Here is a 25,247-nt window from a genome sequence, read left to right on the forward strand (position 1 = left end):
TCGTTCCCTGGTGAGTGATACCGCTACACAAAGGCCGCTTTTCGCCGGTCACGCGCGTTGGAAGATACGCAGCGGTTGCATGAACAGCTTTTCGGAATTCACTAATTCAAATTGCTTGCATTGATATTTCTATTTGCTTTCCCAAATTATCGATTGAGTGGACAAAGGAATTCCCTGTCGAATTATCTCGACATTTCAAGAGAAATTTAAATTGAATCTTTCCAATGATTACAGCAAGAGTGAAAATAGGATGCGAAATGAGGTCTTGTCAAGGATCGAGCGGTGATTATGCTATTCGGGATAGCGAGGACTCGTGGTGGTGTGGAGCGGGTAAAAATGGCGGCGGGTTTATCCGAATTGCATTGAATAGCGACGGTGAACTGCGGATTTTCGTGGCTGCGTTGTCGGAATTAATTGCGATTGAAAAATATAAATAAATGGTAAATTTAACCGGTGAAACTTGTCCTAAAAAGGCGATATTTAATCACGCCCGCGGCCGAATTCGATACCACGTAAGAATCACCGCCAGCAAGAACGCAACATAGGCGACTACGAACACCCACGCCGGAAAGTCGTAATACAGCCAGGCGCTGACCCAGCGCTGCATGAAGCCTTGCGGACCGGCCGCGCCCGTGCGCAGATTGTCCTCCAGCACGGTCAACGGACACGGCACATCGAGCACCGCGAGGGTAGCGACGATACCGATGGCGAGAACATGTATCGTCCGGAACGCGCGATTGCGCGCCCACGGAAGTCGCAAACCGTGGGCGATCCAGATCGCGAATAGTCCGCCGACGATGAACACCACGATCAGCGCGTGCAGCACCAGAACAAGATTGGCGAGCCAGATCATTCTGCTTCCACTGGGGATGTGTCTGGAATCATAAGGCCAACCTCAGCGCACTCGCCTGAAAATGCCGCGGCGCCTCACTGCCCATTGCCATACAGATCGAGCAGCATCAACGTCACGCCATTGGTCCATCCGAAGCCGTCCTGCAGCGGATACTCGCCGCCCCCGCCGCCGCCTTCTCCCGCACCTTCGACGACGTACTTCTCGACCAGCTTCTGCTGCGTGTTGTAGACGTTCTGCACGTCCGCGAGAAAGCGTGTGCCGATCGACTGAGCGAGCTCGGCGCGTCCGTAGCGCTTGAGGCCCTGAATCGCGATCCAGTGCAACGGCGCCCAGCCGTTCGGCGCGTCCCATTGCTGTGTGGTGCTATAGATCGACGTCGCGAGGCCGCCCTGCTTCAGCAGCACGCTCTGCACGGTCTGCGCTGTCTTCCACGCGCGATCGGGCCACGCCACGCCGGCCATCAGCGGATAGAGCATCGCCGGTGTCTGGTTGTCGCGCGATTTGCGCAGTTGCCAGTCGTAGTCGCCGTAGTAGCCGTTGCTATTCCACAGATAGCGGTTGATGCCTTCCGCGCGCCGTGCCGCGTAGCCGATGAACTGCGCGACGCAATGGAAGTCGCGTGTCGCCGAGCAGCCGCGCGCGATCGTCGTCTCGAGATGGAATAACAGGCTGTTCAGATCGACGGGGATGATCGACGTCGTGCGCACCGTGGCGAGCGTCTGGTTGTCGCCGAACCAGCGTGAGCTGAAATCCCAGCCGCTTTCGGCGGTCGCGCGCAGATCGCGGTAGACCTCGTTGGCCGGCCGGCCGCTCGCCTGCGCGGTCTGCACGTCCTCGAGGTAGGACTCGTCGCGCGGTGTGTCCAGCTCGTCCCAGTAGCGGTTCAGCACGGTGCCATCGTTGAGCACCACGACATTGCGCGTCGCGCCGCCGCGCGGCGTGCTGGTCGAGCCCTGCATCCAGTACGCGTACTCCTTGCGCAGCTCGGGCAGGTACTTCTGATAAACCTTATTGCCTTCCTTCTGCGCCGCGAGCTCGACCATATAGGAGTAGAACGGCGGCTGCGAGCGGCTCAGGTAGTAGGTACGATTGCCGTTCGGAATATGGCCGAAGGTGTCGATCATGTACGCGAAGTTGTCGAGCATATCGTCGACGAGATCTTCGCGTCCGGATTCCTGCAGCCCCAACATCGTGAAATAGGTATCCCAGTAGTAGCCCTCGCGAAAGCGGCCGCCCGGCACGACGTACGGTTTGGGCAGCGGGATCAGCGAGCTGTAGTCGGGCGCGCTCGTGGTCGTGCGCGTGAGGCCGGTCCAGAGCCAGTCGATATGCTCGCGCAGACTCTGATTGGGCGGCGGCGTGATGCTCTGATCGGGCGGGGGCGTGAAGTACTGACTGACGAATTGCTGCAGCGAAAAGCCGGGCTGGTTCTGCTGCGTTTCGTATAACTGTACGATCGCGGCGGGACTGCCATTCGGTGTCGAGTCGACGAACGTCTTCTGGTCGTTGAAGATCTGCGCGGTTTGCACGGCGACGAACAGATCGCCGTACAGAATGTCGGGCGCGGGCGGCAGCGCGGCGCCCACCTGGGTATCGGCCAGACAGCTCGCGGATGCGAAGACCAGCGTGGCGATGCAGGCGACGCCGAGCGTGATCGGCGAACGTCGCGGCACGAAGTACTTATTTGAGCTGGGGAAGAAATGCGCGTTGGATGCGGCGCTGATGCGAGACAGTGATTGAATGCTCATGATGCCTCCAAGGTTGTGGGCATATCACTGGTCTCTTCGCGTGCCATTCGACGTCGTCTCCCGACGACTTGCGAGTCCGACACGAGGTGGCCGGATCAATGGCTCCGAAAGCATCGCACGCTTTCGAAGCATCAGGCAACTGCGGCGCAGCATGTCCTGTATGCACTCAGCATAAAGAATGGAACGTGATGAACGAAGGGGAAGGGGCGGGCAATCTCGCAATTGCGCGTGCTTCGCGATTCGAAGCAATGGAAGCGTTGATCGCGAGCGATTCCGCGAGAGAAACCGCTCGTCGAGCAAGCGACGTACCCGTGTCGACTATTTTGCAGGCCGGCGCGGGTACGCGAGAACAACCAGAAAATTACTGCGCGAGAGGCTGCGTCACATCCGTGCCGAACCAGTGCATCGAGATCTTTTTCAGCGTGCCGTCCTGCTTCATTTGGGTCAGCGCATCGTCGAGTGCTTTCGCGAACTTCGGATTGTCCTTGCGGAACGGGATACCCATTTCCTGATCTGCGCCTTTCAGCACCGCGCCCGTACGCAGCGGCAATTGCGAGTTCTTGATGATGTACGGCAGCATCAGCCGGTCGTCGATCGTCGCGTCGATACGCTTGGCGGCGAGATCGCGCAGCTTCTCGGGCGCGCCCGGATAAGTCTGCACGTTGATGCCGGGTACCGCGCGCGCCATCTGGTCGTAGTTGGTGCCGAGCGTCACGCCGATCTTCTTGTCGCCCTTGAATTCGTCGAGCGATTTGAACTCACGCTTGTCGTCGGCCCGTTGAATCAGTTGCGCTGCCGAGTACGTGTACGGCTGGCTGAAATCAAGAACCTGTTTGCGTTGCGGGGTAATGGTGACCTGATTGATGATCACGTCGAATTTGCCACTCTGCAGCGCCGCGATGATGCCGCTCCACTCGGTCGGAATGAACTCCGGTTTCACCCCGAGCTTCGCTGCCACGGCCTTCGCGACATCGACGTCGAACCCTTCCAGTTGACCGTCCTTGTTGCGCGAGTCGAACGGCGGATAGGTACCTTCGAGACCAATTTTCAGGACCCCGGCCCGTTTGACCGAGTCGAGCAGATCTTCGGCATGAGCCGCGACTGCGGTAAAGCTGAAGGCGGAGATGGCCAGCGCGTTAATCAGCAGCTTCGAAAATTTCATTGAGTGTCTCCTCTGTACTTGAGTATCAGGCTGCACAACGCAACGATTTCATCATCGTGTTCACACCCTCGGCAGTCTCGTTTCGCGGAACAAGTCCGGGTGCGGGCGTCATCCTAGCACTCCAAAAGTCGTCTGTTTTATGTTTGTTCGGAGGCGGGCGCGCGAGGTTTCGGGCCCACGATCACGCCAATCAGTCAATTCGTGAAGACACCCTACGCCCTCACCACGGTCACCCCCGCCGCTTCAATCGGCTTCGTCAATTCCGCGCTGGTTTTCTTCTCGACCACGATGGTTTGTGCGAGCGTAATATCGCCGATCACGAACCGCGACGCTGCGTTCAGTTTCGACGACGACGCGAGCACGACCGTTTCCGCCGCGCGCGCGGCGAGCGCGCGCTTGATGGCGGCTTCCTCGAAGTCGCCGGTGCTCAGGCCAGCGCTCGGATGCACACCGGTCACGCCCATGAAGTACAGGTCGGCATGGATGCGCGCAATGCCTTCCATCGCCGCGGCGCCGACGGCCACGATCGAATGCTTGTAGAGCCGGCCGCCAATCAGGATCACGTCGACACAAGGATGCGCGGCCAGCGCCGTCGCGACGCTCGGGCTATGCGTGACGATGGTCGCGTGCAAATCCGCCGGCAGCGCCTGGACCAGTAGCGCCGACGTGGTGCCGCCGTCGACGATCACGGTTTGCCCCGGCGCGATCAACTCGACCGCTCGCCGCGCGATGCGCCGCTTGGCGAGCGTCTCGATGTCCTGACGCTGCTCGAACGACGCGAGCGCGGCAGACACCGGCAACGCGCCACCGTGAACCCGCTGCAAGCGCCCCTCCGCGGCCAGTTCGCGCAGATCGCGGCGGATCGTATCTTCCGATACGCCAAACGCCACGCTCAGCTCGCCAGCCAGCACCTGCCCGTTGCGCGCGAGCTCGTCGAGGATCGCTTTCTTGCGTTGGGTCGTCAACATTGTATTGCACGAAATATCTTGAAATTGCACGAAGTTGCACGATACCATGATTCATTGTCGATGGTCGACAGGAGGCGCCATGACTGCAACGAAAGACCGGATTCGCATGGTCGGCACGACCTTGCTATCTGACGACTGGTACACGCTGAAGAAGGTGACGTTCGACTTCCTGCGCCGCGACGGCACATGGCAGCGCCAGAACCGCGAGACCTACGATCGCGGCAACGGCGCGACGATCCTGCTGCACAGTCCGCGCACCGGCAACGTGATACTCACGCGACAATTCCGCATGCCCGCGTTCGTGAACGGTCACGACGGCATGATGATCGAAGCGCCGGGCGGATTGCTCGACGATGCTTCGCCGGAAGAACGCATCCGGCTCGAAGTCGAGGAGGAAACGGGGTATCGCGTCGGCGAGGTCCACAAGATTTTCGAGGCCTACATGAGCCCGGGCTCCGTAACCGAAAAGCTCTACTTCTATGTCGGCGAGTACGACGCGTCGATGCGGGTCAACGATGGCGGCGGCGTCGAGGACGAAGGGGAAGATGTCGAAGTGATCGAAATGCCGTTGCAAGCCGCGTTGCGAGCGGTCGACGCAGGGGAAATCGTCGACGGCAAGACGATCATGTTGTTGCAGTACGTCGCTTTACGTGGGTTTGCGTCAGCGCGGGCAACCTAGTTGCGTCGCGAGTTCGTGCAGATCGCCGACGATGAAGTCCCACGCCTCTTCCGCCTCCAGATCGCTGGTCTGCTGAGGGCCGTGCTCGGTGGGTCGCAGCACGAACGCGGTGCACAGGCCGACGCGCCGGGCGGCGGCGAGATCGTTGTTGTGCGCGGCAACGAGGCATAGCTCGCGCGGCGCGATGCCGAGAATTTCCGCCGTTTCGCTATAGACCCGCGGCGAGGGTTTATAAGCGCGGACGACTTCGGCGCCGAGAATGGCATCCCAAGGCAGGCCGGCACGCTTTGCCATGTCCACCATCAGGCGAATGTTCCCGTTCGATAGCGGCGCGATGATGAAGCGCCCCTTCAGGCGCTGCAATGCGTCGACGGAATCGGGCCAAGGGTCCAGCCGGTGCCAGGCGAGGTTCAACGCATCGATCTCGGGCTCGGGGACGTTGGCGATGCCGAAACGCGTCAGCACTTTGACGAGGTTCTCCCGGTGCAGCACGTCGAGTCGCACATACGCTCTGCGTCCGCTACGCACTTCTTCCATCGCGGGCGAATATTCGCGTCGCCATGCGTCCGCGAAATCGGATGCGTCGAGATCCGGTGCGTACCGCTGCAGAAAAGCTTGCGCATCGCGCGCGACGCCGCTTCGCCAGTCAACGACGGTTCCGAAGACATCGAACACGAAAGCTTTGATGGCGGTTTGATGTGCCGAGTCGATACCCATGATCGTCCTTTGTGGGTATGGCAGGAACAATCCATCTTAGGGGAAAAGAAAGCACGCGTTGCTAGCATTGCGGCAGAGTGCAAGCAAGGGTCGTAACGACCGAGGAGCCGCGCAGGTGCCGAGAACCGTCCAGGGTTTTGCCTGGTCTCGCGCGTGTCGATTCCCACGACGGCGGCGCGTCGTGACAGTATGTTCAACCCGTCCAGTGAAAGGCACCCTCATCATGGCTACCGGAACCGTCAAATTCCACCGTGTTTTGCGCACGACGCCCGAGCGTATCTATCGAGCGTTCCTCGAACCCGCCGCGATGGCGAAATGGCTGCCGCCATATGGTTTCACCTGCGAAGTGCATCAGATGGAGGCGCGCGTCGGCGGCACCTACAGGATGTCGTTTCATAACTTCGGCTCGGGCAAGGGTCACTCGTTCGGCGGCGAGTACCTAGAACTGGTGCCGTTCGAAAAGATCCGCTATTCGGACCATTTCGACGATCCGAATCTGCCCGGTCAGATGCATACGACCGTTTCGTTGCGGCAGGTGTCGTGCGGGACCGAACTGAACATCGTGCAGGAGGGCATCCCCGAGATGATTCCTGTCGAGATGTGTTACCTCGGCTGGCAGGAATCACTCGCGCAACTGGCGAAGCTGGTCGAGCCGGAAATTCCGGACTGACATTCAATAGCAGTCGCTTGCTCTGCCTTCCAGGAAATAGCCGAGCCCGGCGCGGTTCCTAACCGCGCCGCTCGCACTCATCCCGGGAAGGTTCGGCACTTGGACGGCGCTCCGTCTACATCGTCGGAATCACGCTCGGCGATTCCAGATGGCTCTCTACGCGCTTGATGCCGGGCACGTTTTCCGCGGCGATGCGGATCGCGCGCTTCTCCTCTTCGGATTCGATGATGCCCCACAGATGCGCGACGCCGTCCTTGACGAACACGCCTTGTTTCGCGAGGCCCCAGCGCTTTCCGTGCATCTCGTGCACGATTGCGTCGCGCAGGCTCGCATCGTCGTGCGAGCCGGTGTCGATTATCGGCTCGACGGAAGCGAGCGCACGGATCAGGTTAGAGCGGCTGACGATGCCGACGAGCTGCCCTTCCTTCAGCACCGGCACGCGTTTCAGATGCCGGCGCTCCATCAGGTCGGCGATCTGGTGCAGCGGCATGTCTTCGGGAATCGAAATGACGTTCTCGCACATCACGTCGCCGACCACATGCCCATGCTCCTTGATATACCTCGCGGCCTGCTCGCGCGCCGACGACGAGAGCAACTCGAGCCACCATCGACGTTTGCCGTGCCCGGTGCCGTTTTCCACACGATGCAGCAGATCGCCCTGACTGACGATGCCTATCACCTGCCCATTGGCGCCGAGCACCGGCATGCCGCTGATGTGGTGGTCGACGAACAGCTTCGCTGCGTCGTGGATGGTCATATCCGGTGTGGCGGTAATGACCGAAGAAGTCATGATGTCGAGCGCGCGCATGTTCTTCTCCTGTGCGGGCCGCGACGGGTCCTCAACGGTCGCACGCGTCGCGCGATTTCGGCAGACGCACCGGGGACAAGGCCGCGGTGCTGAGGCGCCTTGAGTGTAGGTTAACTTTACCGGCAGGTATGCCAGACAAGGCAGATCTTCCCGCTGCTAATGGGCTACGACCAGGGCGGCGTCGAACCATTTTCAATACCTGATTAACGATAAGGTCGGCTTCAACCCGGATGTCGCTTAGTGCGTTGCAGCAATATTCGAGGTCACCCGAAGCGCAGGCGACCAGCTCCGCGCAGAATCCGGCACACGATTTCGGCGTTCGTCGTCGCCGCAAGCGCTTCTGAATCGCCGTCCCGGCGACGCTCCTGCCGCTGGCATTGTTTAAGCTTGAATTAAGCGACGCGACCTACGCTTCGAACCGTAGCAGGAGAGGAAAACGGCGCGACGGAGTGCACTTTTCCGCCGGGCTACGCACGTAACGACTCGGGACATTCCCGGCAGAAAGAGGTTGAGATGATGTACTTGATTACCGATCTGAAAATGGTCGAAAGCTACGGTCGCATCAAGGCTGACAGCGGCAATGATGCTCTGCATGAGTTTGCGGTCAGCAAGGGCTTCGTCGACCTGATGGAGCTCGCCTCCGCCCGGCCCGCGTTCGCCAACGACTTGCTCGCTGTTCAACTGCAATAAGGAGACTGACGTGGCCATAACATTGGGGCAGGCGCTGGTGCACGCTCAGCAGTTGGAAGTCTACGGCGTGATTTCCAAGACGTCGCAGGCGCTGATCCGGCTGATGCAGGAGTACCGAGCCGTAGTCGGCGTGGAACAATACGAGCAGGTGATCGAGGAAGCGGGCCTGGCTCATCCGGACCCGCAGTGACCCGCTTCGCGCATGCAGAATCAAGAAAAACATATGCGTGCGGTGCCGACGAGAATTTGTGCGCATTCTCGCCGGCACCGTAACCGCCAAACCTCCCAAAGCCGCATTGAGCCGCTAAAAGATAAAACCGGTGTTCACGAATTTCGAGTGATGGTTCGTGACCATCGTGTCGAGCAGCGTCTTGTTCAAGTCGGTCTCCTTCGCGGCGACCATGGACCGGATCGAGAACGCACGCAATGCATCGGTGACCGATAGCGTACCTTCCGCCGAATCCTTGCGGCCCGCAAACGGAAAGACGTCTGGACCTCGCTGGCACTGGCTGTTGAGATTGACGCGGCACACCTGATTGACGAGCGGGTCGACCAGCGCGCCAATCTGGGCAGCGTCGGTGCCGAAAATGCTGACCTGCTGACCGTGGTCCGACGTGATGACATATTCGAGCGGTGTATCGATGTCATCGAACGGCACGACCGGGATAATCGGTCCGAACTGCTCTTCACGGTAGAGCATCATCCCTTCCTTGACGGGGTACACCACGGCCGGATAGAAAAGCGTTTTGCAGAACACGCCACCGCCTTCATTCACGACCGCCGCGCCTTTTGCCTTCGCATCGTCGATCGCCTGAGTCATGTAGGCCGTGCGATGCATGCCGGGCAGCGGGGTAATGGACACTCCCTTTTCCCACGGCATACCAACCTTGAGATTTTTGAGCGCTGCGTTGAAGCGCTCAAGAAACGTATCGACGATCGAGCGGTGCACCATCAAGATCTTGAGCGCTGTGCACCGTTGACCATTGAACGACAACGTACCGAGCAGACATTCCTTCACGGCGAGGTCTATGTCGGCGTCAGCCAGCACGATCGCGGCGTTCTTGGCGTCCAGGCCGAGAACCGCGCGGAGCCGATGCGACTTCGGGTGCTGCTTTTTCAGATGGTCTGCAACCTTGCTTGAGCCGATCAGCGCAAGCACGTCGATCTTTCCCGAGGCGAGCATGTGTGGCACGACCACCGCGCCCGGTGCATAAATCGTGTTGATGACGCCTTTCGGAAACGCTGAGCGGAATGCCTCGAGCAGCGGGAAGAACAGCAGCGTGCCATATTGAGGCGGCTTGAATACGACCGTGTTGCCCATCAGCAATGCGGGAATGAGCGTCGCAAACGTTTCGTTTAACGGATAGTTGTAAGGCCCCATGCACAATACGACGCCAAGCGGTGTGCGGCGAATCTGGCCGATGGTGCCCTCGGCGATGACGAAGCGCGAGTTGCTGTTGTCCAGCTCCTTTAGCGCCGCAATCGTGTCTTGCATATAGCTGATGGTGCGGTCGAACTCCTTCTGTGAATCGGCTAGGCTCTTGCCGATTTCCCACATGATCAGATTCACAATCTCATCGCGCCTGGCCGCCATCAGGCGAATGAAGTCTTGCATGCAGCCGATGCGCTGCGCGACGGTCATCGTTGGCCACTCGCCGCGACCGTGGTCGTAGGCTCGCACGGCCGCGTCCAGCGCGGCATCGCTCTCGACTTCGCCCATGACCGGATAACTGCCGATTACGACCTGTTCGGCGTCGCCGGAAGCTTGTCGCACGCAGACCGGAGACAGCACGGTCTTGCAGGCGCCATCCCATGCCTTCAGTTCTCCATCGACGAGCGAGACCCGCTGATGAATCGGCTCCGCAAGGCGGGCGGTTTCTGGAATATCGTCGGTGACTGGAAACAACTGCCGGAGGTTCTCGAAGTCAATACTTGCCACGTTTCGCTCCTATGTTCATGCAGTACGCGGTAGGCGCAAGACACAGACAGAAGCATAGCTAATGGCAGCAGATTTGGAGCCGAACTGTGTTCAAACATTAATTAGAAGCGGTGGATGTGTCCTCGAAACCGGATTCGATGAGATTCATCATCGTGGTCTGCAGTTCGACCAACGGCGTAGCGGTCACTGCAGTCGCTACCCCGTCGGATTTCGGGAGGAGTCCGGCGAATGCCGCAATGCCGGTCCCGCATGCCGCTACGAGTAGGGCGGCCGCCAGTACGGCCGCACTGCCGCGCACCGCTTGCTTAGGAGCGAAGTCCGCAAAACATCGCATCATGGCTATCTCCAGTTGATGCAGGCTCTGCATGCAAAGGCTGTGCCGGCGCAGCGGGCTGTCGGGCAAGCGTGCCGCTGGCAGGCTGTGTACCCGTCGAATGCTCGCGCGACAGCGGCAAACGTGGATTCGATGGTGGGACTCACCATACACTTTGACCGGGCTGAGGCGGTCCAAAACCAACATGTCTCTGCGAAGAATCGGGCGCGTCGACCTTGGTGCCGACGCATGCAATACCCTGTGACAGGGAGCGACGGCAGCCAGTAACCCTCGCGATCGTTCACTTATTGCGAAGTCCGACGCGACGCCTCTGCGGCATGCGCACACGATTTACTGTTTCCTCCTACCGAACAGCTGTACTAACATCCATTAACGGTTCGAGCGCTGACGACCGGGCGGGGCCGGGAGGCAATGTGCCTCCTCCTAGGGGACCAAGATGAAAGAAAACTCGTCTCGGGAAATCGTCGAACTGCTGACCAAAGTAGTCGGGCGGGCCGCCGTGCATGTGCCCAGGGGGCAGACCCGCCGGAATGCGTCGATAGCGATCGACCAGCTCGAAGAGATCAAGCGGAACGCCGCGTTTGCCCGCCAATACGAATCAGCACCGGAACCGCTACGCGAACTGGTGATGAGGCGCGCCGTAGAAGTCCATGACCTTGCGATTGCACAAGATTACGCGAGCGCCCTCAATGCTCTCAGAGCGGTTGTCGATTTTCTTTATCAACATCTTGTGGACGACACCGGCACAGCAGCGCCACCGAGCAAACTGGCAAGCATCGATTTAAACGCCGTTCACCGGGCTCTGCAGTTCGGAGGTCTTCCGGGACAGTCGCAGCAAGACCCCGATGACGGCAACCCACCGCCAGTGCGTCGCTGAACCTGTCAAGGATAACCGCCGATGCTCTCGGGCCTATCGAAACTACTGGACAAAGCATTTATCCTCGGTTTCTTTTTGCCAGCCCTGCTGGGCTTTACAGGTTTTCTCGCAGCTAATGCGGATATCCCGCTGTTTGGGGATTTGCTGAACAAAGCGACCTCGGACACCGAAAAGGTCGGGGGCTTGTTCATTGTCCTCATTATCGTATGGGTTCTATCGCTGCTCTTGCTGGTACTGAACAACTGGTTTTATCAGGTCCTCGAAGGATACAAATGGCCATTCAATCGCGAGGCCTGGAAGCGCGATGAACGCGACCGCCGCAATCGTCAGCTGGGTCTTATAGAACGCCTTCGTACGGAACTCGATACAGAGAACAGTACGATCGAGCGGCTCAAAGCCTCGAAAGAATCGTCGGAATACAGAAAAGCCGAATTGAACAGAGCCACCGTAAGGGCGAAGCTGTACCGCACCCAGGAGCGGAACGCGCGTGATTTCCCTCGCTATGAAAATCTGGTTCTTTCTACGGCCTTCGGAAACACGCTGCGTGCATTCGAGGGCTACTCCAGCGAAGTCTATAAGGTTGACAGCATATTCGTATGGCCGCGTCTTCTTGCCGTCATCCCCAAGGACTATCAAGCAATCATTGCGGACGCGAGAGCTCCAGTTGACTTTCTGGTCGGACTCGTCGCTCTGGGTTCCTTTACGTCCATCTTTACGTTCGTGCGAGCGCTCGACATCTGGCTTGCGGACGGGCTGGCTGGTAACTACGTGCTAGCTGATCTTTTGCAGAATGCCGCGATTGCGGCCGCTATTGCGGTAGTCGCGTATCGGCTGGCGATTCTTGAGGCAAGAAGCTGGGGCGACGTTGTCAAATCAGCGTTTGACCTATATCTGCCGGTACTCGCTGAGAAGCTAGGATTTGTTCTTCCGACGTCCCAAGCCGCGCAGCGGGAGTTCTGGGCCGCATGGAGCACGCAGTTCCGCTTCCATGCGCCGGCAAATACCGCGTGGTGGACACGCGTCCAGCCGGCGACGCCACCAGCAACGACGCAGGCAGACTGGGAGGCGACAGACTCGGCAGGCGAAAGTGACGAGATGCGCGGAGGTTGAGCGGCAACTGCGCTGCCTGTTATCCAACCTGGAGTTGCGTGCGCCATGACACCACAGTTCGATACCGATTTGCGGACCCGATTAGTGAGAGTCTATGGTCGCGTGCAGGGCGTCGGTTATCGGCAGGCTTGCATCGACGAGGCCACGGCTCGAGCGATCACGGGTTGGGTGCGCAACCGGATGGACGGTTCGGTCGAAGCTGTGTTGCAAGGACGCGCTGAAGAGCTCGAACGAATCTGCGACTGGCTGGTTGACGGTGCCCACGGAGCTCTGGTTGACCGCCTGGAAATCAAGGAACTGTCGCCACCAGTAGCCAGATTCGATCAATTCAAGCTCGCCGCGACGGTCTAGTTCGGGTCACGCTACAGAGCCCAAACCGTCGGACATGAACGCTGGATATTCGAGTGCCCTAAGGCTTGACCGCGGAAGCCAGAACGCAGCTCATCGGAAGCCGCAGGTCCCCGTTATCGCTGCGATACGCCTCTGCGTCGCGTGCGACGGACTGTTCGATAGACGCGAGCGCGGCCGGCGTCTGCGCGTGTAGCAACGCGGAAAACCGCACGCCACCACGCAGGAGTGCATGAAAAGGTGTATTGGGAGCATGAAGCACCAGGGTGAGGTCCAACTCACGTGCCTCCGGTTGGACGAAGCCGGCCTCGAGCAACATGTGCTTCGATTCCTGCCAATCGCTGAACCGGAACAGGGATGGTCCCGGCGGCAAGGGCACATCGGTCGTCCCGTACTCCTCGATGGCCTTCAACACCATGTCGAAGCCCACCGCCTTGTTCGGCGCCGCCCATTCCGTGAAGGCAATTCTGCCATCACGTTGCAGTACACGAAGCGCCTCCGCGAGTGCGCGCTCGGGGTGCGCAAAGTGCAACATTCCGAAGCTGATTCCCACAGCCGAGAAGCTTTCGTCGGGAAACGGCAAATCCTCCGCGTCGCCGACGCGGAACTCAAGTGCCGGAAAGACGCGTCTCGCCTTGTCGACCATCGCGACCGAGAAATCGACACCGGCGACATCCGCGCCGCACAGTGCGGCGGCCGCCGCGAGGTAGCCAGGGCCGCATGCGACGTCGAGAAAGCGCGCACCCCGCCGAATGCAAAGGGTCTCGAGAATTGCCTGGTTCGACTGCGCGGTCAGATCACCGAAATACTCATGATAGGCCTGCGCGACCCGCTCCCAACCTTCGTGCTCGAAGGTGCTGAAGTCGAGTTGTCCCATGCTTACCCCCACCGGTTTTACACGTTGGCAACTTGTAGCGCATGCCTATGTTGCTCGGAATCCGTATGTCTGGCTATCGGGGAAACAATTCAGTCGGGAGACAGAGAAAACAGACGGATGCGTGGTGCGGCGCACAACTAGCGTCGTCCAAAGCCGCCAGACTTTCGCGCGTGTCGGCGCTCGCTGACGCATCCCGACGGACCGGCCAGCCTGCTTTCTTTGCGGCATCTCGCATTTCAGCGCGAGGTCGGGAAACGCCTCACTTGCGCTAGACTGGCTCGAACAACCGGAAGGAGACCAGGGATGATACGCAAGACGCTTAATGCCTCGCAGCTTCAGCAGGAGGTCAATCGGCGAATTCATCGACTGCAGGAAATCGTCGATGATGGCGTGAAGATTCGCGTGCCGCGGCCGCAGTTGCAGGAGGCTGACAAGACAGGCTGCAACTGGAACATGACCCACTTCGGCAATGCGATTGGCTTCGAGCGCGACATCGAGGGTGTACTCAAGGCCATGCGTGCGGAATACAACCTCAGTACCGAAGTGAAGGACACCGGCAATCCGTTCGGGGACTAGCCGCGCAACACATCGTGGCAACGGACGAAAGGTGCGCTGCCCGATTGTGGGCCGCCGCCGGACTAACAGGTGTCAGTATCAGCGGATCAGCGCGCCAGCAACGCGTCGTTACAACCAGCGCGGGTCGCGCGTAAACGCGACGGTTAACCAGCGGTCCGGGCCCGACTCACCGATCGCGCGCGAGATCCTGTCGCGGATCTGATCGAGCTGGCGCACGCCGGCGTGCTCCATCGCCTCGGGCAACACGATGTGCACCTCGACGAACAGGCCTCGGCCGACGCGTGTCGCATAGTGCGAGTGCTTGACGAAGCCATAGTCGGCGGTCAGTTGTTGCATCAGGTCGCGCAACTCGTGCTCCAGATCCGGCGGCGTGATCAGCAGCACTTCCTTGACCGCGCCGATTACGGTTCCGATCGGCATCGGGATCAGCACGACCGTCAGCAGGGCGAGCACGCCGGGGTCGATGTACGGCGTCAGGTGGCCTTGTCCGATTCGTTCGAGCAGCCATGCAATCGAAAACGCCAGCAGCAGCGCCGAGCTGATGCACGCCGACATCAGCCAGCTCTTGATGTCGAGGCCGATCAGTTCGGAGTCGATCACGCGATTCACGCGCCGTTCGCGCAAGAACATGACGAAGCAAAACGCGGCGACCACCACGGCGTAAAAGACGCCCCAGCCGAATTCGAGTTCGTGGCCGCCGTCGAGCAGGCCTTTGACCGCGTTAATGAAAGCGTAAAAGCACAGCACCGCCAGCAGACTGCCGTTGAACACGAGCACAAGCGGTTCGATGTGCCAGAAGCCGTGCTGGAAGCGTCGACTGCTCTCCTGTTGAAGCAGGCGGGTGACCAGTAACGACAGGCTGCACATCGCGGCGTCGAGCGCGGAGAACATGCCGTCGAAGATGATCGCCAGCGAGCCGCTCAGAATGCCGACCGCGATGCCCAGTCCGGCGATCATCACGGTGCAAAGCAGCGATTGTTTGAGGATGCGCTGTTCGAGGTCCGTTGCTTTCATGGTCCGAGTGGCCGCCCGTGGCTGAAAGACGTTCAGGAGTGAGGGCAGTATATCGGGCGCGACTGACCGCAAATATCTCGGCTCGGCTGACCTCTACAAAACGCTACTAACTGTCAGACCCATTGGCAGCCTGCGCGGTTAGTCATTCCCGGTTTCGGATACGGCTCGGCTTCGCAACGCGGATCTGCCGGCAGGTAGCGGCAGCGCTCGAGTGTTCGACCTGCTCAGATCACTTCCTTCAACTGCCGCACGATCGCCGCAGTCACACTCATCTTTCCATGCTGCGCACGCTCCAGACTCCGCGAGAGACCACCGGGTTGCCGTCGCTGACGGCGAGGGGCGTGCCCGAGCCTGCATCGATCAGCAGCAAGCCGATTCCAGACAGCCGTTCGACCCATACGCGGGTTAGCCAAACTGATCCCAACGGCTAGCCCGCACCCCACCCTTCCGCCGCTCATCCGCGCGTCTACCCGGGCTTGCCCTGGGGGGCCTTCATGCGGATGCGATTCACCCCCGCCGCCTACCTCTGAGCCTTGCCCACACTGGCTGCCCCGCCATCCCCCCGCGATTATTTGCGATTCACGAATACCGCATTCGCCGCTTGTCCCGTACCTGAGCCGCCCCAGTTGCGCCAATCTTGGCCACGTCGCCGCCGCATCGACGAGGCGCGGCACGACATCCGTCGCTGCATTCGACGAACCCGGCGGCGCGCCGTTGCGCCAGCGAATGCCGTGCACGCGCCAAGCGGCCGGCCTATGGAGACATGGAGACACAGATGAAATCGAACGACTGGGACGTAGCCTACGAATGGAAGGCCGTCGTGCTGCTGGCCCTGGGCTTCGGCCTCGTGGGACTCGACCGGTGGCTGATCGCGCCGCTCTTTCCGGCCATCATGAAGGACCTGCACCTGACCGCGCAGGACGTCGGCAACTGCATCGGCATCCTTGGTTTGTCGTGGGGCATTTTCGCGGCGCTGATGGGCGGCATCTCCGACAAGATCGGGCGCCGCAAGGTCCTGATCCCGGCGATTCTCGCGTTCTCGCTGCTGTCCGGTTTCTCCGGGCTCGCCGGCGGCCTGATGAGCCTGCTCGCGGTGCGCGCGCTGATGGGCGTCGCCGAAGGCTCGTTCTGCCCGACCAGCTTCGCCGCGACCGCCGACGCGTCGCATCCGAAGCGCCGCGGTTTCAATCTCGGCCTGCAGCAAAGCGGCTTCGCGCTGTTCGGCCTCGCGCTGTCGCCGATCATCGCGACGCAATTGCTCAGCGTGGTCACGTGGCGCTGGGTGTTCGCGCTGGTGTCGGTGCCGGGGCTGATTCTCGGCGCGCTGATGTTCTTCGTGATTCGCGAACCGAAAGCCGCGCCGCAAGCGACGCCGAAGTGCTCCATGTGTCCGGCCGAACGCGGCAACTGGCGCACCGTGCTCAAGAGCCGCAACATCCCGATCGCGATGGCCGCATTGTTTTGCGCGATGACCGGCGTGTTCGTGCTCGGCGCGATGCTGCCGTTGTACCTGACCGAGTATCTGTCGCTCGACACGCAGCGCATGGGCGTCGTCGTCTCGGCGATCGGCTTTGGCGGCTTTATCGGGCAGTTCGGATTGCCGGGGCTGTCGGACCTGACCGGGCGGCGCGTCGCGAGCATCGTCGGCTTTGCGGGCACCGCGGTGATGCTGTATCTGTTCCGCGGACTCGGCGCGCAGCCGGTGCAGTTGTTCGCGGTGCTGTTCGTCGCGTCGTTCTTCACGCTCGGACTCGTGTCGCTGCTGTCCGGTCCGGTTGCGACCGAAGCTGCGCCGATCGGCATGATTTCGACGTCCATCGGCATCGTCGTCGGCGCGGGCGAGATTTTTGGCGGCGGCATTGCGCCGGCATTGGCGGGCTTCGTCGCGACGCACTTTGGCATCCAGAACATCCTGTGGCTGCCGATCTGCGCGGTGCTGCTCGGCATCGGCGTGAGTCTGCTGCTCGAGGAAACCGCGCCGGCCCGCGTGCGTCGTCAGAGGCTTGCGCCGTCGCTCGAACTGCCGGCCAGCGAGCAACCGGAATGATGCGCTGCAATCGGTCGGCACTACGGTCGGCGCTGCGCTCGACAACGAGTCCGTTGTCGCCGACCGGGCGGCGCGTTCACGCGCCCCAGCCCAGATACACTGACAGGCTGGGAGAGTGGACAAGGACGCAGCATGGACCGTTTTCTGAGCATCGAGGCCTTCGTACGCGTGGCCGAGACGAGCAGCTTCGCCGAAGCGGCGCGGCAGTTGGGCGTGACGAGTTCGGTGATCACGACGCGCATCCAGCAGCTGGAGAAGTTCGTCAACGCGCCGCTCTTTCATCGCAGCACCCGGGTCGTGCGCCTGTCCGAGGTGGGCGAGGCGTTCTATCGCGAATGCGCGGAAGTGGTCGGGCGGGTCAACGAACTGACCGACCAGATGCGCGAGTTGCGCGCGACACCGACCGGCCGCTTGCGAATTCAGATGCTGCCGGGTTTCGCGCTCGGCCACTTCGGCGCGCCGCTTGCAGAATTCAACCGGCGCTATCCGGGCATCCAGCTCGACGTGATCGTCAACGACCGGGTGGTCGATCCGATCGAAGAGGGCTTCGACGTCGCCTTCCAGATCTTTCCGCCGATCGCCGAATCGCTGATCGAGCGACGCCTGTTCAAAGTGCGGCGTCTGTTCTGCGCGACACCCGCGTATGTGAAAGAGCATGGCGCGCCGCAGCATCCGCGCGATCTGCTGCAACACACCACGGCGCTGTATTCGGGCTACCCGTCGCGCAATCGCTGGACCATGACGCACGGCGACGAAGTCGTCGAAATGGAGCTGCCGGGCATGATCCGGTCGAACTCTGTGCATTTGCTGCGCGACTATGCGCTGACCGGCGGCGGCGTGGTCTGTCTGCCGACGCTGGTCGCCAGCGCCGCGCTGCTCGACGGTTCGCTGGTGCCGATTCTGACCGACTACACGCTGTCGCCGCTGAATTTCGCGGCCGTGTATCCGGCGACACAACGACAGGCGCTCAAGGTGAAAGCGCTGGTCGAGTTTCTGGCCGAGTACCTGGGTCCCGAACCCGCGTGGGACCGGCCGCTTATCGAGCGTGGCTGGGTGACGTAAGGCGGCTATCCACACGGCGATTATTTGCAAACTCCGAATGCTGTAATCGCCCGATCGCCGGTTGTTGCCATCCAGTTGCGCTTCTAAAGTTGAATCAAACGACACCCGCTTCCAACCAGGAGACAGCAATGACCGACCAGTCATTCCACACCGTCTTTGGCTCGCTCGACGGCTACCGCAAAGGCGAAATCGAAATCACGAGCGGCGACGCGCGCCACTACGTGTTTTCCAACATCTTCGAAGTCGCTTCCGAATCGGCGCCGTACCAGAAGGTCGTGGTCGGCAAGAACCTCGACTACGTGATCGAGACGCTGCGCACCGAAGGCCAATCGCAATGGTTCGCCTGCACGCACGACGAGTTCGCGATCCTGATGGACGGCGAAGTGCGCATCGATTTCATCAAGCTCGACAACCCGCCGAAGAGCGGCACGGGCACCGTCGCAGCGGGCCCGCAACCCGCCGGCCGCGCGATGGGTCACGTGGTGCTGCGTCGCGGTCATCAGGCATTGCTGCCGGCCGGTTGCGCCTATCGCTTCATCGCGCAGAAACCCGGCGTCGTGCTCGTGCAAACGATGCTCGGCGAACTGTCGGTAGAGAAATGGGCCGATATCTGCCTGCACTGATACGCACAACATCTACCTACCCCGCAACTACGTTGCATGGGACCAGAGTAAGCGCTAAAGCGCCAACTCTGGTCGACGCAACTAGTTGCATGGGACCAGAGTAAGCGCTAAAGCGCCAACTCTGGTCGACACAGGAGACAAAACATGGCATCTCTCGAAACCCTCGATCACCCGGCCGGCTTCGCCGCCGATACCGTGCGCGCAAGCGAACCCGACGCGGTCACCGGCTATCGCCGCTTCACGCTCGGCGCGTTCGAATTCCTGCGCGACGAGTACTTCGTCAAGATCAACTGGCCCGCGAGGGGCCAGACCCGCACCCACGCGGTGCCGGCCGATGCGTTCCTGCGCGCGATGATGCGCGACGTCGCATGGGGCTTCTTCTACGGCTGGGTCAACTTCGATCACGTGTTCGGCACGCGCAATCACTACGGCAAGGTCGACGTGTATGCGGGCTCGTTCAACGGCATCATGAAGGAGGCGGGCGTCGATTACATGGAGACCTTCGAGACGCCGACGATCATGGCGACCTTCAAGGCGATCCTGCACGACTGGACCAACGAAGGCTTCGACCCGTTCGCCGCACCCGAGGAAACCGGCACCGCGTTCGGCCGCAAGCATGGCGACAACGACGCCGCGATCGAGCGCACGCGCATCGCGACGCGCCGCATGCCGGGCCTCGAAGGCGACTCGCCGCTGCGCGACGATCTGCCGGTGAACCGCGGGTTCGCCGACGTCGCGCAGGACGATCCGGAGGTGCACGTCGAGCCCGGCTTCGAGGGCCAGTTGCACGCGTTCAACCTGTTCAAGTATCTGTCGCGCTCGGACGTCACGTGGAATCCGTCGGTCACGTCGGTGTGCGGTCAGAGCCTGTTCTGCCCGACCACCGAGGAATACATCCTGCCGGTGTTTCACGGCAACGATCGCGTCGAGTGGTTCCTGCAACTGTCCGATGAAATCGTCTGGGATATCGGCGACAAGAACACCGGCGCGCCGCGCGCGCGGATCACGATGCGCGCGGGCGACATCTGCGCGATGCCGGCCGATATCCGCCATCAGGGCTATTCGACCAAGCGCTCGATGCTGCTCGTGTGGGAGAACGCGACGCCGAATCTGCCGAAGCGTTATGAAAGCGGCGAGCTGAAGCCGTACCCCGTCGATTTCTGAAGGCTCGATTGAAGAGCCCCGCGCCCGCATTAACCGAGGATCATTCATGCAAACCCAACTGTTCATCGACGGCCGCTTCACGGACGCCGTCGAAGGCGGCACGATCGACGTGCTCAATCCGCACGACGGCTCGCTGATCACGCAGATCGCCGCGGCCACCGCCTCCGATGTCGATCTGGCCGTCGACGCCGCCGCGCGCGCGTTCCCGAAGTGGGCCGCGCTGCCCGCCGCCGAACGCGGCCGGCTGCTGCTGAAGCTCGCTGACGCGATCGAGGCCAACGCGGAACAACTTGCGCAACTCGAATCGCTGGACACCGGCCACCCGATCCGCGATTCGCGCTCGCTCGACGTGCCACGCACGGCGGCATGCTTTCGCTACTTCGGCGGCATGGCCGACAAGCTGCAAGGCTCGGTGATTCCGGTCGAAGCTGGCTTTCTGAACTACGTGCAGCGCGCGCCGATCGGCGTGGTCGGGCAGATCGTGCCGTGGAATTTCCCGCTGATGTTCACGAGCTGGAAGATGGGACCGGCGCTCGCGGCCGGCAACACGGTCGTGCTGAAGCCTTCGGAGATTACGCCGCTGTCCACGCTGCGCATCGTCGAGCTGATGGCCGAGGTGGGCTTTCCTGACGGCGTCGTCAACATCGTCGCGGGCTATGGTCATACGGCGGGGCAGCGGCTCGCCGAGCATCCGGGTGTCGGCAAGATCGCGTTCACCGGATCGACCGCGACCGGCCGGCGCATCGTCGAGGCCTCGCAGGGCAACCTGAAGCGTGTGCAGCTCGAACTCGGCGGCAAGGGCGCGAACATCGTGTTCGATGACGCGAACCTCGACGCAGCGATCAACGGCGCCGCCTGGGCCATTTTCCACAACCAGGGCCAGGCGTGCATCGCGGGCTCGCGGCTGATCCTGCACGAGCGCATCGCCGATCAGTTCCTCGAGCGCTTCGTGTCGCTGGCGTCGTCGATCCGGCTCGGCAATCCGCTCGATGCCGACACCGAGATGGGGCCGCTCACGTCGAAGCAGCATCAGGAACGCGTGCTCGCGTTCGTCGACATCGCGCGCCAGCAGGGCGGCCGTGTGCTGACCGGCGGCACTGCGCCGAGCGATGCATCACTTGCGAACGGCTACTACGTGCGCCCGACCGTCGTCGAGGCCGCGAGTCCGAACGACCGCGTCGCGCAGGAGGAAGTGTTCGGCCCGTTCGTCACGGTGCTGCGTTTCCGTACCGACGACGAAGCGCTCGCGATCGCCAACGGCACGGACTATGGCCTCGGCAGCGGGCTGTGGACGCGCGATCTGTCGCGCGCGCACTCGATGGCCGCGCGAATCCATGCGGGCATGTGCTGGGTCAACTGCTACAAGCGCGTCAATCCGGGCAGCCCGTTCGGCGGCGTCGGACAGTCGGGCTACGGCCGCGAGATGGGCTTCGAGGCGATGCACGACTACACGGAAGCGCGCTCGGTGTGGGTCAACGTCGACGGCAACGTGCCGCCGCATTTCAAACGCTGAGGATCGTATGGAGCGCTTCGTCTATCAGGGCACGCCGTCGCGTGTGGTGTTCGAATGGGGCGGACTCGCGACGCTGCCCGCGGAGGTCGAGCGGCTAGGAGCTAAGCGCGCGCTGATCCTGGCGACACCCGAGCAGCACGCGTTGGCCGAGCGGGTCGCGGAGGTGCTCGGGAAGCGCGCGGCCGGTGTGCACGCGCAAGCGGTGATGCACGTGCCGATCGAAGTCGCTCGCGCGGCGCGCGATGCGGCCGCCGCGCTCGATGCCGACTGCTGCGTCGCGGTGGGCGGCGGCTCGACGGTCGGCCTCGGCAAGGCGATCGCGCTCGAATCGTCGCTGCCGATCATCGCCGTGCCCACCACCTACGCGGGCTCCGAGATGACGCCGATCTACGGCCTCACCGAAGGGCGTCTGAAGCGCACGGGCCGCGATATGCGCGTGCTGCCGCGCACGGTGATCTACGATCCGTCGCTGACGTTGTCGTTGCCGGCGGGCATTTCCGCCGCGTCGGGCATCAACGCGATGGCGCACGCGGTCGAGGCGCTGTATGCGGAAGACGCGAACCCGGTGATCAGCCTGATGGCCGAGGAAGCGATCCGCGCGCTCGGCGAAGCGCTGCCCGCGATCGTGCGCGCACCGGACGATGCCGCCGCGCGCAGCAGCGCGCTGTACGGCGCGTGGCTCGCGGGCACCTGTCTGGGCGCGGTCGGCATGGCTCTGCATCACAAGCTGTGTCATACGTTGGGCGGCACGTTCAACCTGCCCCACGCGCAAACGCATGCGGCGATGCTGCCGCATACGGCACACTACAACCACGGCGCCGCGCCCGATGCGCTCGCGCGCGTCGCCCGCGCGCTCGGCGGCAAGCGCGCGGCCGACGCGGGTCCGCTGCTGTTCGAACTGAACCGCGCGCTCGGCATTCCGATGGCGCTCGCGCAGATCGGCATGCCCGAGCAGGGGCTCGACGAAGCGACCGATCTCGCGTGCAAGAATCCGTATGCGAATCCGCGTCCCGTGGAGCGGGATGCGATTCGCGCGCTGCTGCAACGGGCGTGGCAGGGTGCCGAACCCGCCTGAGCGCCGGACAACGCAGCATCGTCAGAACAATCGATGGAGGAAGACATGTCGACAGACAGCAAAGAAGCCGAGCAGGCTCTGACCGAGCAGGTGGTAGCAAGCTTCGCCGGCACGCCCGACGAACGGCTGCGCACGCTGATGCAAAGCCTCGTGCGGCACATGCATGCGTTCGTGCGCGAAGTCGAACCGACCGAGGCCGAATGGATGTCGGCCATCCGCTTTCTGACCGACACCGGCAAGATGTGCGACGACCTCGTGCGCCAGGAATTCATTCTGCTGTCGGATACGCTCGGCGTATCGATGCTGGTCGACGCGATCAATCACCGGCTCGCGACGGGCGCCACCGACACCACCGTGTTCGGGCCGTTCTATATTCGCGGCATGCCCGAGCGCGCCTATGGCGAGAACATCGCGTTCACGCCCGGCACGCCCGCGCTAGTGCATGGGCGCGTGCTGTCGACAGACGGCGAACCGCTTGCCAACGCGGTACTGGACGTCTGGCAGACCGCCGAGAACGGCATGTACTCGGGGCAGGACACCGAGCAGCCGCACGGCAATCTGCGCGGCCGTTTTCGCACCGACGCCGAAGGCCGCTACGCGATTTCGACGATCGTGCCGGTCAGCTATCCGATTCCGACCGACGGCCCGGTCGGCCGCATGCTCGAAGCGACCGGACGGCATCCGTGGCGGCCTGCGCATCTGCACTTCATGATCGACGCGCCGGGGCATCATACGCTCGTCACGCATGTGTTCGATCGCGAGGACCCATATCTCGGCTCGGACGCGGTGTTCGGCGTGAAGCCGTCGCTGATGGTCGACTATCGCGAGTGCCCCGCGGATCACGAACTCGCGCGCCGTTTCGGTTTCGATGGACCGTTCCGCGAAGCGCGCTACGACTTCATCCTCGATCGGAGCTGATGGCAATGGCACGTTTTTTCGCGGTATTCGCGACCGACAAGCCCGGCATGCGCGAAGTGCGCGAACGGGTGCGTCCGGTGCATCGGACGTGGCTGCGCGGCGGTACGCATCGCGGCGTGTTCGTGCGCCTCGGTGGTCCGACGCTCGCACCGCAATGCGATGCGATGAATGGCACGTTACTGGTCGTCGAAGCGGAGCGTATCGACGACGTGATGGAGTTCGTCAGCAACGATCCGTACATGAAGGCGGGGCTGTTCGATTGCGTCGAGATTCGTCCGTGGGACTGGAGCCTCGGCAATCCGGAACGCAGGGTCTGAGCGATGAACGAAGCGCTGCTATGTCCGCTCGCCGAGGTGCCCGACGGCGGCGCGCGAGTCGTCGATGCAACGGCCGCCGGCGTGCCCGTCGTGGTCGTGCGGCGTGGCGAGCAGGTGTGGGCTTACGCGAACCGCTGCCCGCATTTTTCGGTGCCGCTCGATTTCGAACCCGGCGATGTGCTGTGCTATCGCTCGCAGGTGTTGATGTGCGCGCATCACAGCGCGTTGTTTCGCTTCGAAGACGGACGCTGCATCGAGGGACCGTGCGCGGGGGCGAGCCTCGATGCGGTGAAGATCACGGTCGACGGGAATGCGTGGGTGGTGTTGAATCCGTAGTCGTCGCTCTGATAGCACGTTCAACCCCTGCGGTAGCGTGATTAGGCCAACGGCTCAGGGAAACGGGAACTGTACTTCGAATTGCTGCAATTCCGGGCCTACGCGGGGGCCATCTGGTGAGTGGCGCATTCGTTTTGCGGATGATTCGGGGTAAGGCGCGAGGCTGAACGACGCTGCCAGACCCCGCCACTCCTACTTCAAACGCCCCGCCAGAAACTGCTGCAACCGCTCGCTACGCGGATTCGTCAGCACCTGATGCGGATGCCCTTGCTCCTCGATCTTGCCTTTGTGCAGGAACACGACATGATTCGACACGTTGCGCGCAAAGCCCATTTCGTGTGTGACGACGATCATCGTGCGGCCTTCTTCGGCGAGCGCCTGCATCACCCGCAGCACTTCGCCGACTAGCTCGGGGTCGAGCGCCGAAGTCGGTTCGTCGAACAGCATCACTTCCGGCTCCATCGCAAGCGCGCGGGCGATCGCGACGCGCTGCTGCTGACCGCCCGACAGATGCGACGGATATTTTTGGCTCTTTTGAAATTTGAATGGGTTATGCCGCGTGCGGATTGATCGACGCGAAGTTGAGCTTGCCGGCGATCAGGAACAGCACGGTGCGCATAGTTTCGAGGTTTGCGTAGCCACGAGCGCGTCGCTTGGCGGCTTGAAACAGGCCGTTGAGTGCTTCCAGAAAGCCGTTGGTCTGGCGCGTCTGGGTCCATGCGACGATGCCGTCGAAATGCTTGCGTATCATGCGGGCGACCTCCTTCATCGGTTCAACCTTGGAGCGCATCACGTTGGTACACCACTGCTCGAGCATCGCAC

Annotated in this window: 28 protein-coding genes and 1 pseudogene; 17 read left to right on the forward strand and 12 right to left on the reverse strand. The window is 61.8% G+C overall.

Going from position 1 to position 25,247, the window contains the following annotated elements:
* Positions 1-484 precede the first annotated feature (484 nt).
* The 4 genes from GCT19_RS20125 to GCT19_RS20140 all read right to left on the reverse strand — a co-directional run bounded on the left by GCT19_RS20125 (position 485) and on the right by GCT19_RS20140 (position 4,731).
* Entirely contained in the window at positions 485-853 is a 369-nt protein-coding gene (locus GCT19_RS20125; RefSeq protein ID WP_152852902.1) for a DUF2784 domain-containing protein, read from the reverse strand.
* A 74-nt stretch (positions 854-927) separates the two neighbouring features.
* The gene (gene treA / locus GCT19_RS20130) at positions 928-2,601 is read right to left on the reverse strand and encodes an alpha,alpha-trehalase TreA (RefSeq protein ID WP_152852903.1); all 1,674 of its coding nucleotides are present in this window, start codon (positions 2,599-2,601) and stop codon (positions 928-930) included.
* A 361-nt stretch (positions 2,602-2,962) separates the two neighbouring features.
* Positions 2,963-3,763, reverse strand: a complete 801-nt coding sequence (locus GCT19_RS20135; RefSeq protein ID WP_018434797.1) for a transporter substrate-binding domain-containing protein — start codon at positions 3,761-3,763, stop codon at positions 2,963-2,965.
* 212 nt (positions 3,764-3,975) lie between these two features.
* Positions 3,976-4,731 (reverse strand): DeoR/GlpR family DNA-binding transcription regulator, encoded by a 756-nt coding sequence (locus GCT19_RS20140; RefSeq protein WP_026228548.1) that lies wholly within the window; start codon positions 4,729-4,731, stop codon positions 3,976-3,978.
* Between the two features lie 79 nt (positions 4,732-4,810).
* Here GCT19_RS20140 and GCT19_RS20145 point away from each other — a divergent pair, with 79 nt between their 5' ends.
* Positions 4,811-5,410, forward strand: a complete 600-nt coding sequence (locus GCT19_RS20145; RefSeq protein ID WP_026228547.1) for an NUDIX domain-containing protein — start codon at positions 4,811-4,813, stop codon at positions 5,408-5,410.
* Here GCT19_RS20145 and GCT19_RS20150 read toward each other — a convergent pair.
* Positions 5,393-6,127: a haloacid dehalogenase type II gene (locus GCT19_RS20150; RefSeq protein WP_152852904.1), complete on the reverse strand. Its 735-nt coding sequence runs from the start codon at positions 6,125-6,127 to the stop codon at positions 5,393-5,395. The two genes, GCT19_RS20145 and GCT19_RS20150, sit on opposite strands and share 18 nt — an antisense overlap.
* A 223-nt stretch (positions 6,128-6,350) precedes the next feature.
* Between GCT19_RS20150 and GCT19_RS20155 the strand changes: the two genes are divergently transcribed.
* Positions 6,351-6,797, forward strand: a complete 447-nt coding sequence (locus GCT19_RS20155) for an SRPBCC family protein (protein WP_018434793.1) — start codon at positions 6,351-6,353, stop codon at positions 6,795-6,797.
* A gap of 115 nt (positions 6,798-6,912) precedes the next feature.
* On the opposite strand, the gene GCT19_RS20160 is transcribed toward GCT19_RS20155, so the two are convergent.
* Positions 6,913-7,605 (reverse strand): CBS domain-containing protein, encoded by a 693-nt coding sequence (locus tag GCT19_RS20160; RefSeq protein WP_018434792.1) that lies wholly within the window; start codon positions 7,603-7,605, stop codon positions 6,913-6,915.
* A 522-nt stretch (positions 7,606-8,127) separates the two neighbouring features.
* On the opposite strand from GCT19_RS20160, the gene GCT19_RS42830 reads away from it, so the two are divergent.
* Both GCT19_RS42830 and GCT19_RS20165 read left to right on the forward strand, forming a co-directional pair.
* Positions 8,128-8,295 carry a hypothetical protein gene (locus tag GCT19_RS42830; protein WP_162094074.1) on the forward strand — a complete coding sequence of 56 codons (168 nt, stop codon included), beginning with the start codon at positions 8,128-8,130 and terminating at the stop codon, positions 8,293-8,295.
* A 10-nt stretch (positions 8,296-8,305) separates the two neighbouring features.
* The gene (locus GCT19_RS20165) at positions 8,306-8,485 is read left to right on the forward strand and encodes a hypothetical protein (RefSeq protein ID WP_018434791.1); all 180 of its coding nucleotides are present in this window, start codon (positions 8,306-8,308) and stop codon (positions 8,483-8,485) included.
* Positions 8,486-8,599: 114 nt separating this feature from the next.
* Here GCT19_RS20165 and GCT19_RS20170 read toward each other — a convergent pair whose 3' ends face one another.
* Positions 8,600-10,234 carry an NADP-dependent glyceraldehyde-3-phosphate dehydrogenase gene (locus GCT19_RS20170; RefSeq protein ID WP_018434790.1) on the reverse strand — a complete coding sequence of 545 codons (1,635 nt, stop codon included), beginning with the start codon at positions 10,232-10,234 and terminating at the stop codon, positions 8,600-8,602.
* Positions 10,235-10,331: 97 nt separating this feature from the next.
* Positions 10,332-10,601, reverse strand: coding sequence for a hypothetical protein (locus tag GCT19_RS20175; RefSeq protein ID WP_018434789.1), 270 nt, complete (start codon positions 10,599-10,601; stop codon positions 10,332-10,334).
* Positions 10,602-11,004: 403 nt separating this feature from the next.
* Here GCT19_RS20175 and GCT19_RS20180 point away from each other — a divergent pair, with 403 nt between their 5' ends.
* From GCT19_RS20180 to GCT19_RS20190, 3 genes are read left to right on the forward strand one after another with little or no spacing between them, the layout of a single operon-like run.
* Entirely contained in the window at positions 11,005-11,445 is a 441-nt protein-coding gene (locus GCT19_RS20180; protein ID WP_018434788.1) for a hypothetical protein, read from the forward strand.
* Positions 11,446-11,466: 21 nt separating this feature from the next.
* Positions 11,467-12,555, forward strand: a complete 1,089-nt coding sequence (locus GCT19_RS20185; protein WP_018434787.1) for a hypothetical protein — start codon at positions 11,467-11,469, stop codon at positions 12,553-12,555.
* 45 nt (positions 12,556-12,600) lie between these two features.
* A complete protein-coding gene (locus tag GCT19_RS20190) occupies positions 12,601-12,906 on the forward strand; it encodes an acylphosphatase (protein WP_018434786.1) in 306 nt (101 codons plus the stop codon).
* A 58-nt stretch (positions 12,907-12,964) separates the two neighbouring features.
* Here GCT19_RS20190 and GCT19_RS20195 read toward each other — a convergent pair whose 3' ends face one another.
* Positions 12,965-13,780, reverse strand: a complete 816-nt coding sequence (locus GCT19_RS20195) for a class I SAM-dependent methyltransferase (protein ID WP_018434785.1) — start codon at positions 13,778-13,780, stop codon at positions 12,965-12,967.
* Between the two features lie 303 nt (positions 13,781-14,083).
* Between GCT19_RS20195 and GCT19_RS20200 the strand changes: the two genes are divergently transcribed.
* Positions 14,084-14,356, forward strand: coding sequence for a hypothetical protein (locus tag GCT19_RS20200; protein WP_013093856.1), 273 nt, complete (start codon positions 14,084-14,086; stop codon positions 14,354-14,356).
* A gap of 108 nt (positions 14,357-14,464) precedes the next feature.
* Here GCT19_RS20200 and GCT19_RS20205 read toward each other — a convergent pair whose 3' ends face one another.
* The gene (locus tag GCT19_RS20205) at positions 14,465-15,370 is read right to left on the reverse strand and encodes a cation diffusion facilitator family transporter (protein ID WP_018434784.1); all 906 of its coding nucleotides are present in this window, start codon (positions 15,368-15,370) and stop codon (positions 14,465-14,467) included.
* 775 nt (positions 15,371-16,145) lie between these two features.
* On the opposite strand from GCT19_RS20205, the gene GCT19_RS20210 reads away from it, so the two are divergent.
* From GCT19_RS20210 to GCT19_RS20250, 9 genes are all read left to right on the forward strand, one after another.
* Positions 16,146-17,417, forward strand: coding sequence for an MFS transporter (locus GCT19_RS20210; RefSeq protein WP_152852906.1), 1,272 nt, complete (start codon positions 16,146-16,148; stop codon positions 17,415-17,417).
* 132 nt (positions 17,418-17,549) lie between these two features.
* Positions 17,550-18,479 (forward strand): LysR family transcriptional regulator, encoded by a 930-nt coding sequence (locus tag GCT19_RS20215; RefSeq protein ID WP_018434782.1) that lies wholly within the window; start codon positions 17,550-17,552, stop codon positions 18,477-18,479.
* Between the two features lie 128 nt (positions 18,480-18,607).
* The gene (locus tag GCT19_RS20220) at positions 18,608-19,102 is read left to right on the forward strand and encodes a cupin domain-containing protein (protein WP_018434781.1); all 495 of its coding nucleotides are present in this window, start codon (positions 18,608-18,610) and stop codon (positions 19,100-19,102) included.
* A 144-nt stretch (positions 19,103-19,246) separates the two neighbouring features.
* Positions 19,247-20,266: a hydroxyquinol 1,2-dioxygenase gene (locus tag GCT19_RS20225; RefSeq protein WP_152852907.1), complete on the forward strand. Its 1,020-nt coding sequence runs from the start codon at positions 19,247-19,249 to the stop codon at positions 20,264-20,266.
* A 46-nt stretch (positions 20,267-20,312) separates the two neighbouring features.
* Complete coding sequence (locus GCT19_RS20230; RefSeq protein WP_152852908.1) at positions 20,313-21,779, forward strand: aldehyde dehydrogenase family protein; 1,467 nt, start codon at positions 20,313-20,315, stop codon at positions 21,777-21,779.
* Between the two features lie 7 nt (positions 21,780-21,786).
* Complete coding sequence (locus GCT19_RS20235; RefSeq protein ID WP_152852909.1) at positions 21,787-22,854, forward strand: maleylacetate reductase; 1,068 nt, start codon at positions 21,787-21,789, stop codon at positions 22,852-22,854.
* A gap of 45 nt (positions 22,855-22,899) precedes the next feature.
* The gene (locus tag GCT19_RS20240) at positions 22,900-23,772 is read left to right on the forward strand and encodes an intradiol ring-cleavage dioxygenase (RefSeq protein ID WP_152852910.1); all 873 of its coding nucleotides are present in this window, start codon (positions 22,900-22,902) and stop codon (positions 23,770-23,772) included.
* Between the two features lie 5 nt (positions 23,773-23,777).
* Positions 23,778-24,089 (forward strand): YciI family protein, encoded by a 312-nt coding sequence (locus GCT19_RS20245; protein WP_013093843.1) that lies wholly within the window; start codon positions 23,778-23,780, stop codon positions 24,087-24,089.
* A 3-nt stretch (positions 24,090-24,092) separates the two neighbouring features.
* Positions 24,093-24,425 carry a Rieske (2Fe-2S) protein gene (locus GCT19_RS20250; protein ID WP_018434775.1) on the forward strand — a complete coding sequence of 111 codons (333 nt, stop codon included), beginning with the start codon at positions 24,093-24,095 and terminating at the stop codon, positions 24,423-24,425.
* A 192-nt stretch (positions 24,426-24,617) separates the two neighbouring features.
* On the opposite strand, the pseudogene GCT19_RS20255 reads toward GCT19_RS20250, so the two are convergent.
* Together GCT19_RS20255 and GCT19_RS20260 are read right to left on the reverse strand one after the other, a co-directional pair.
* A pseudogene (locus GCT19_RS20255) lies at positions 24,618-24,962 on the reverse strand (ATP-binding cassette domain-containing protein); the annotation flags it as partial.
* A 13-nt stretch (positions 24,963-24,975) separates the two neighbouring features.
* Positions 24,976-25,247, reverse strand: a 272-nt coding sequence (locus tag GCT19_RS20260) for a transposase (protein WP_193727426.1), incomplete at its 5' end; no start/stop codon positions are given.

Origin of the sequence: Paraburkholderia atlantica, from assembly GCF_009362785.1 — a bacterium.
Lineage (GTDB): Bacteria > Pseudomonadota > Gammaproteobacteria > Burkholderiales > Burkholderiaceae > Paraburkholderia > Paraburkholderia atlantica.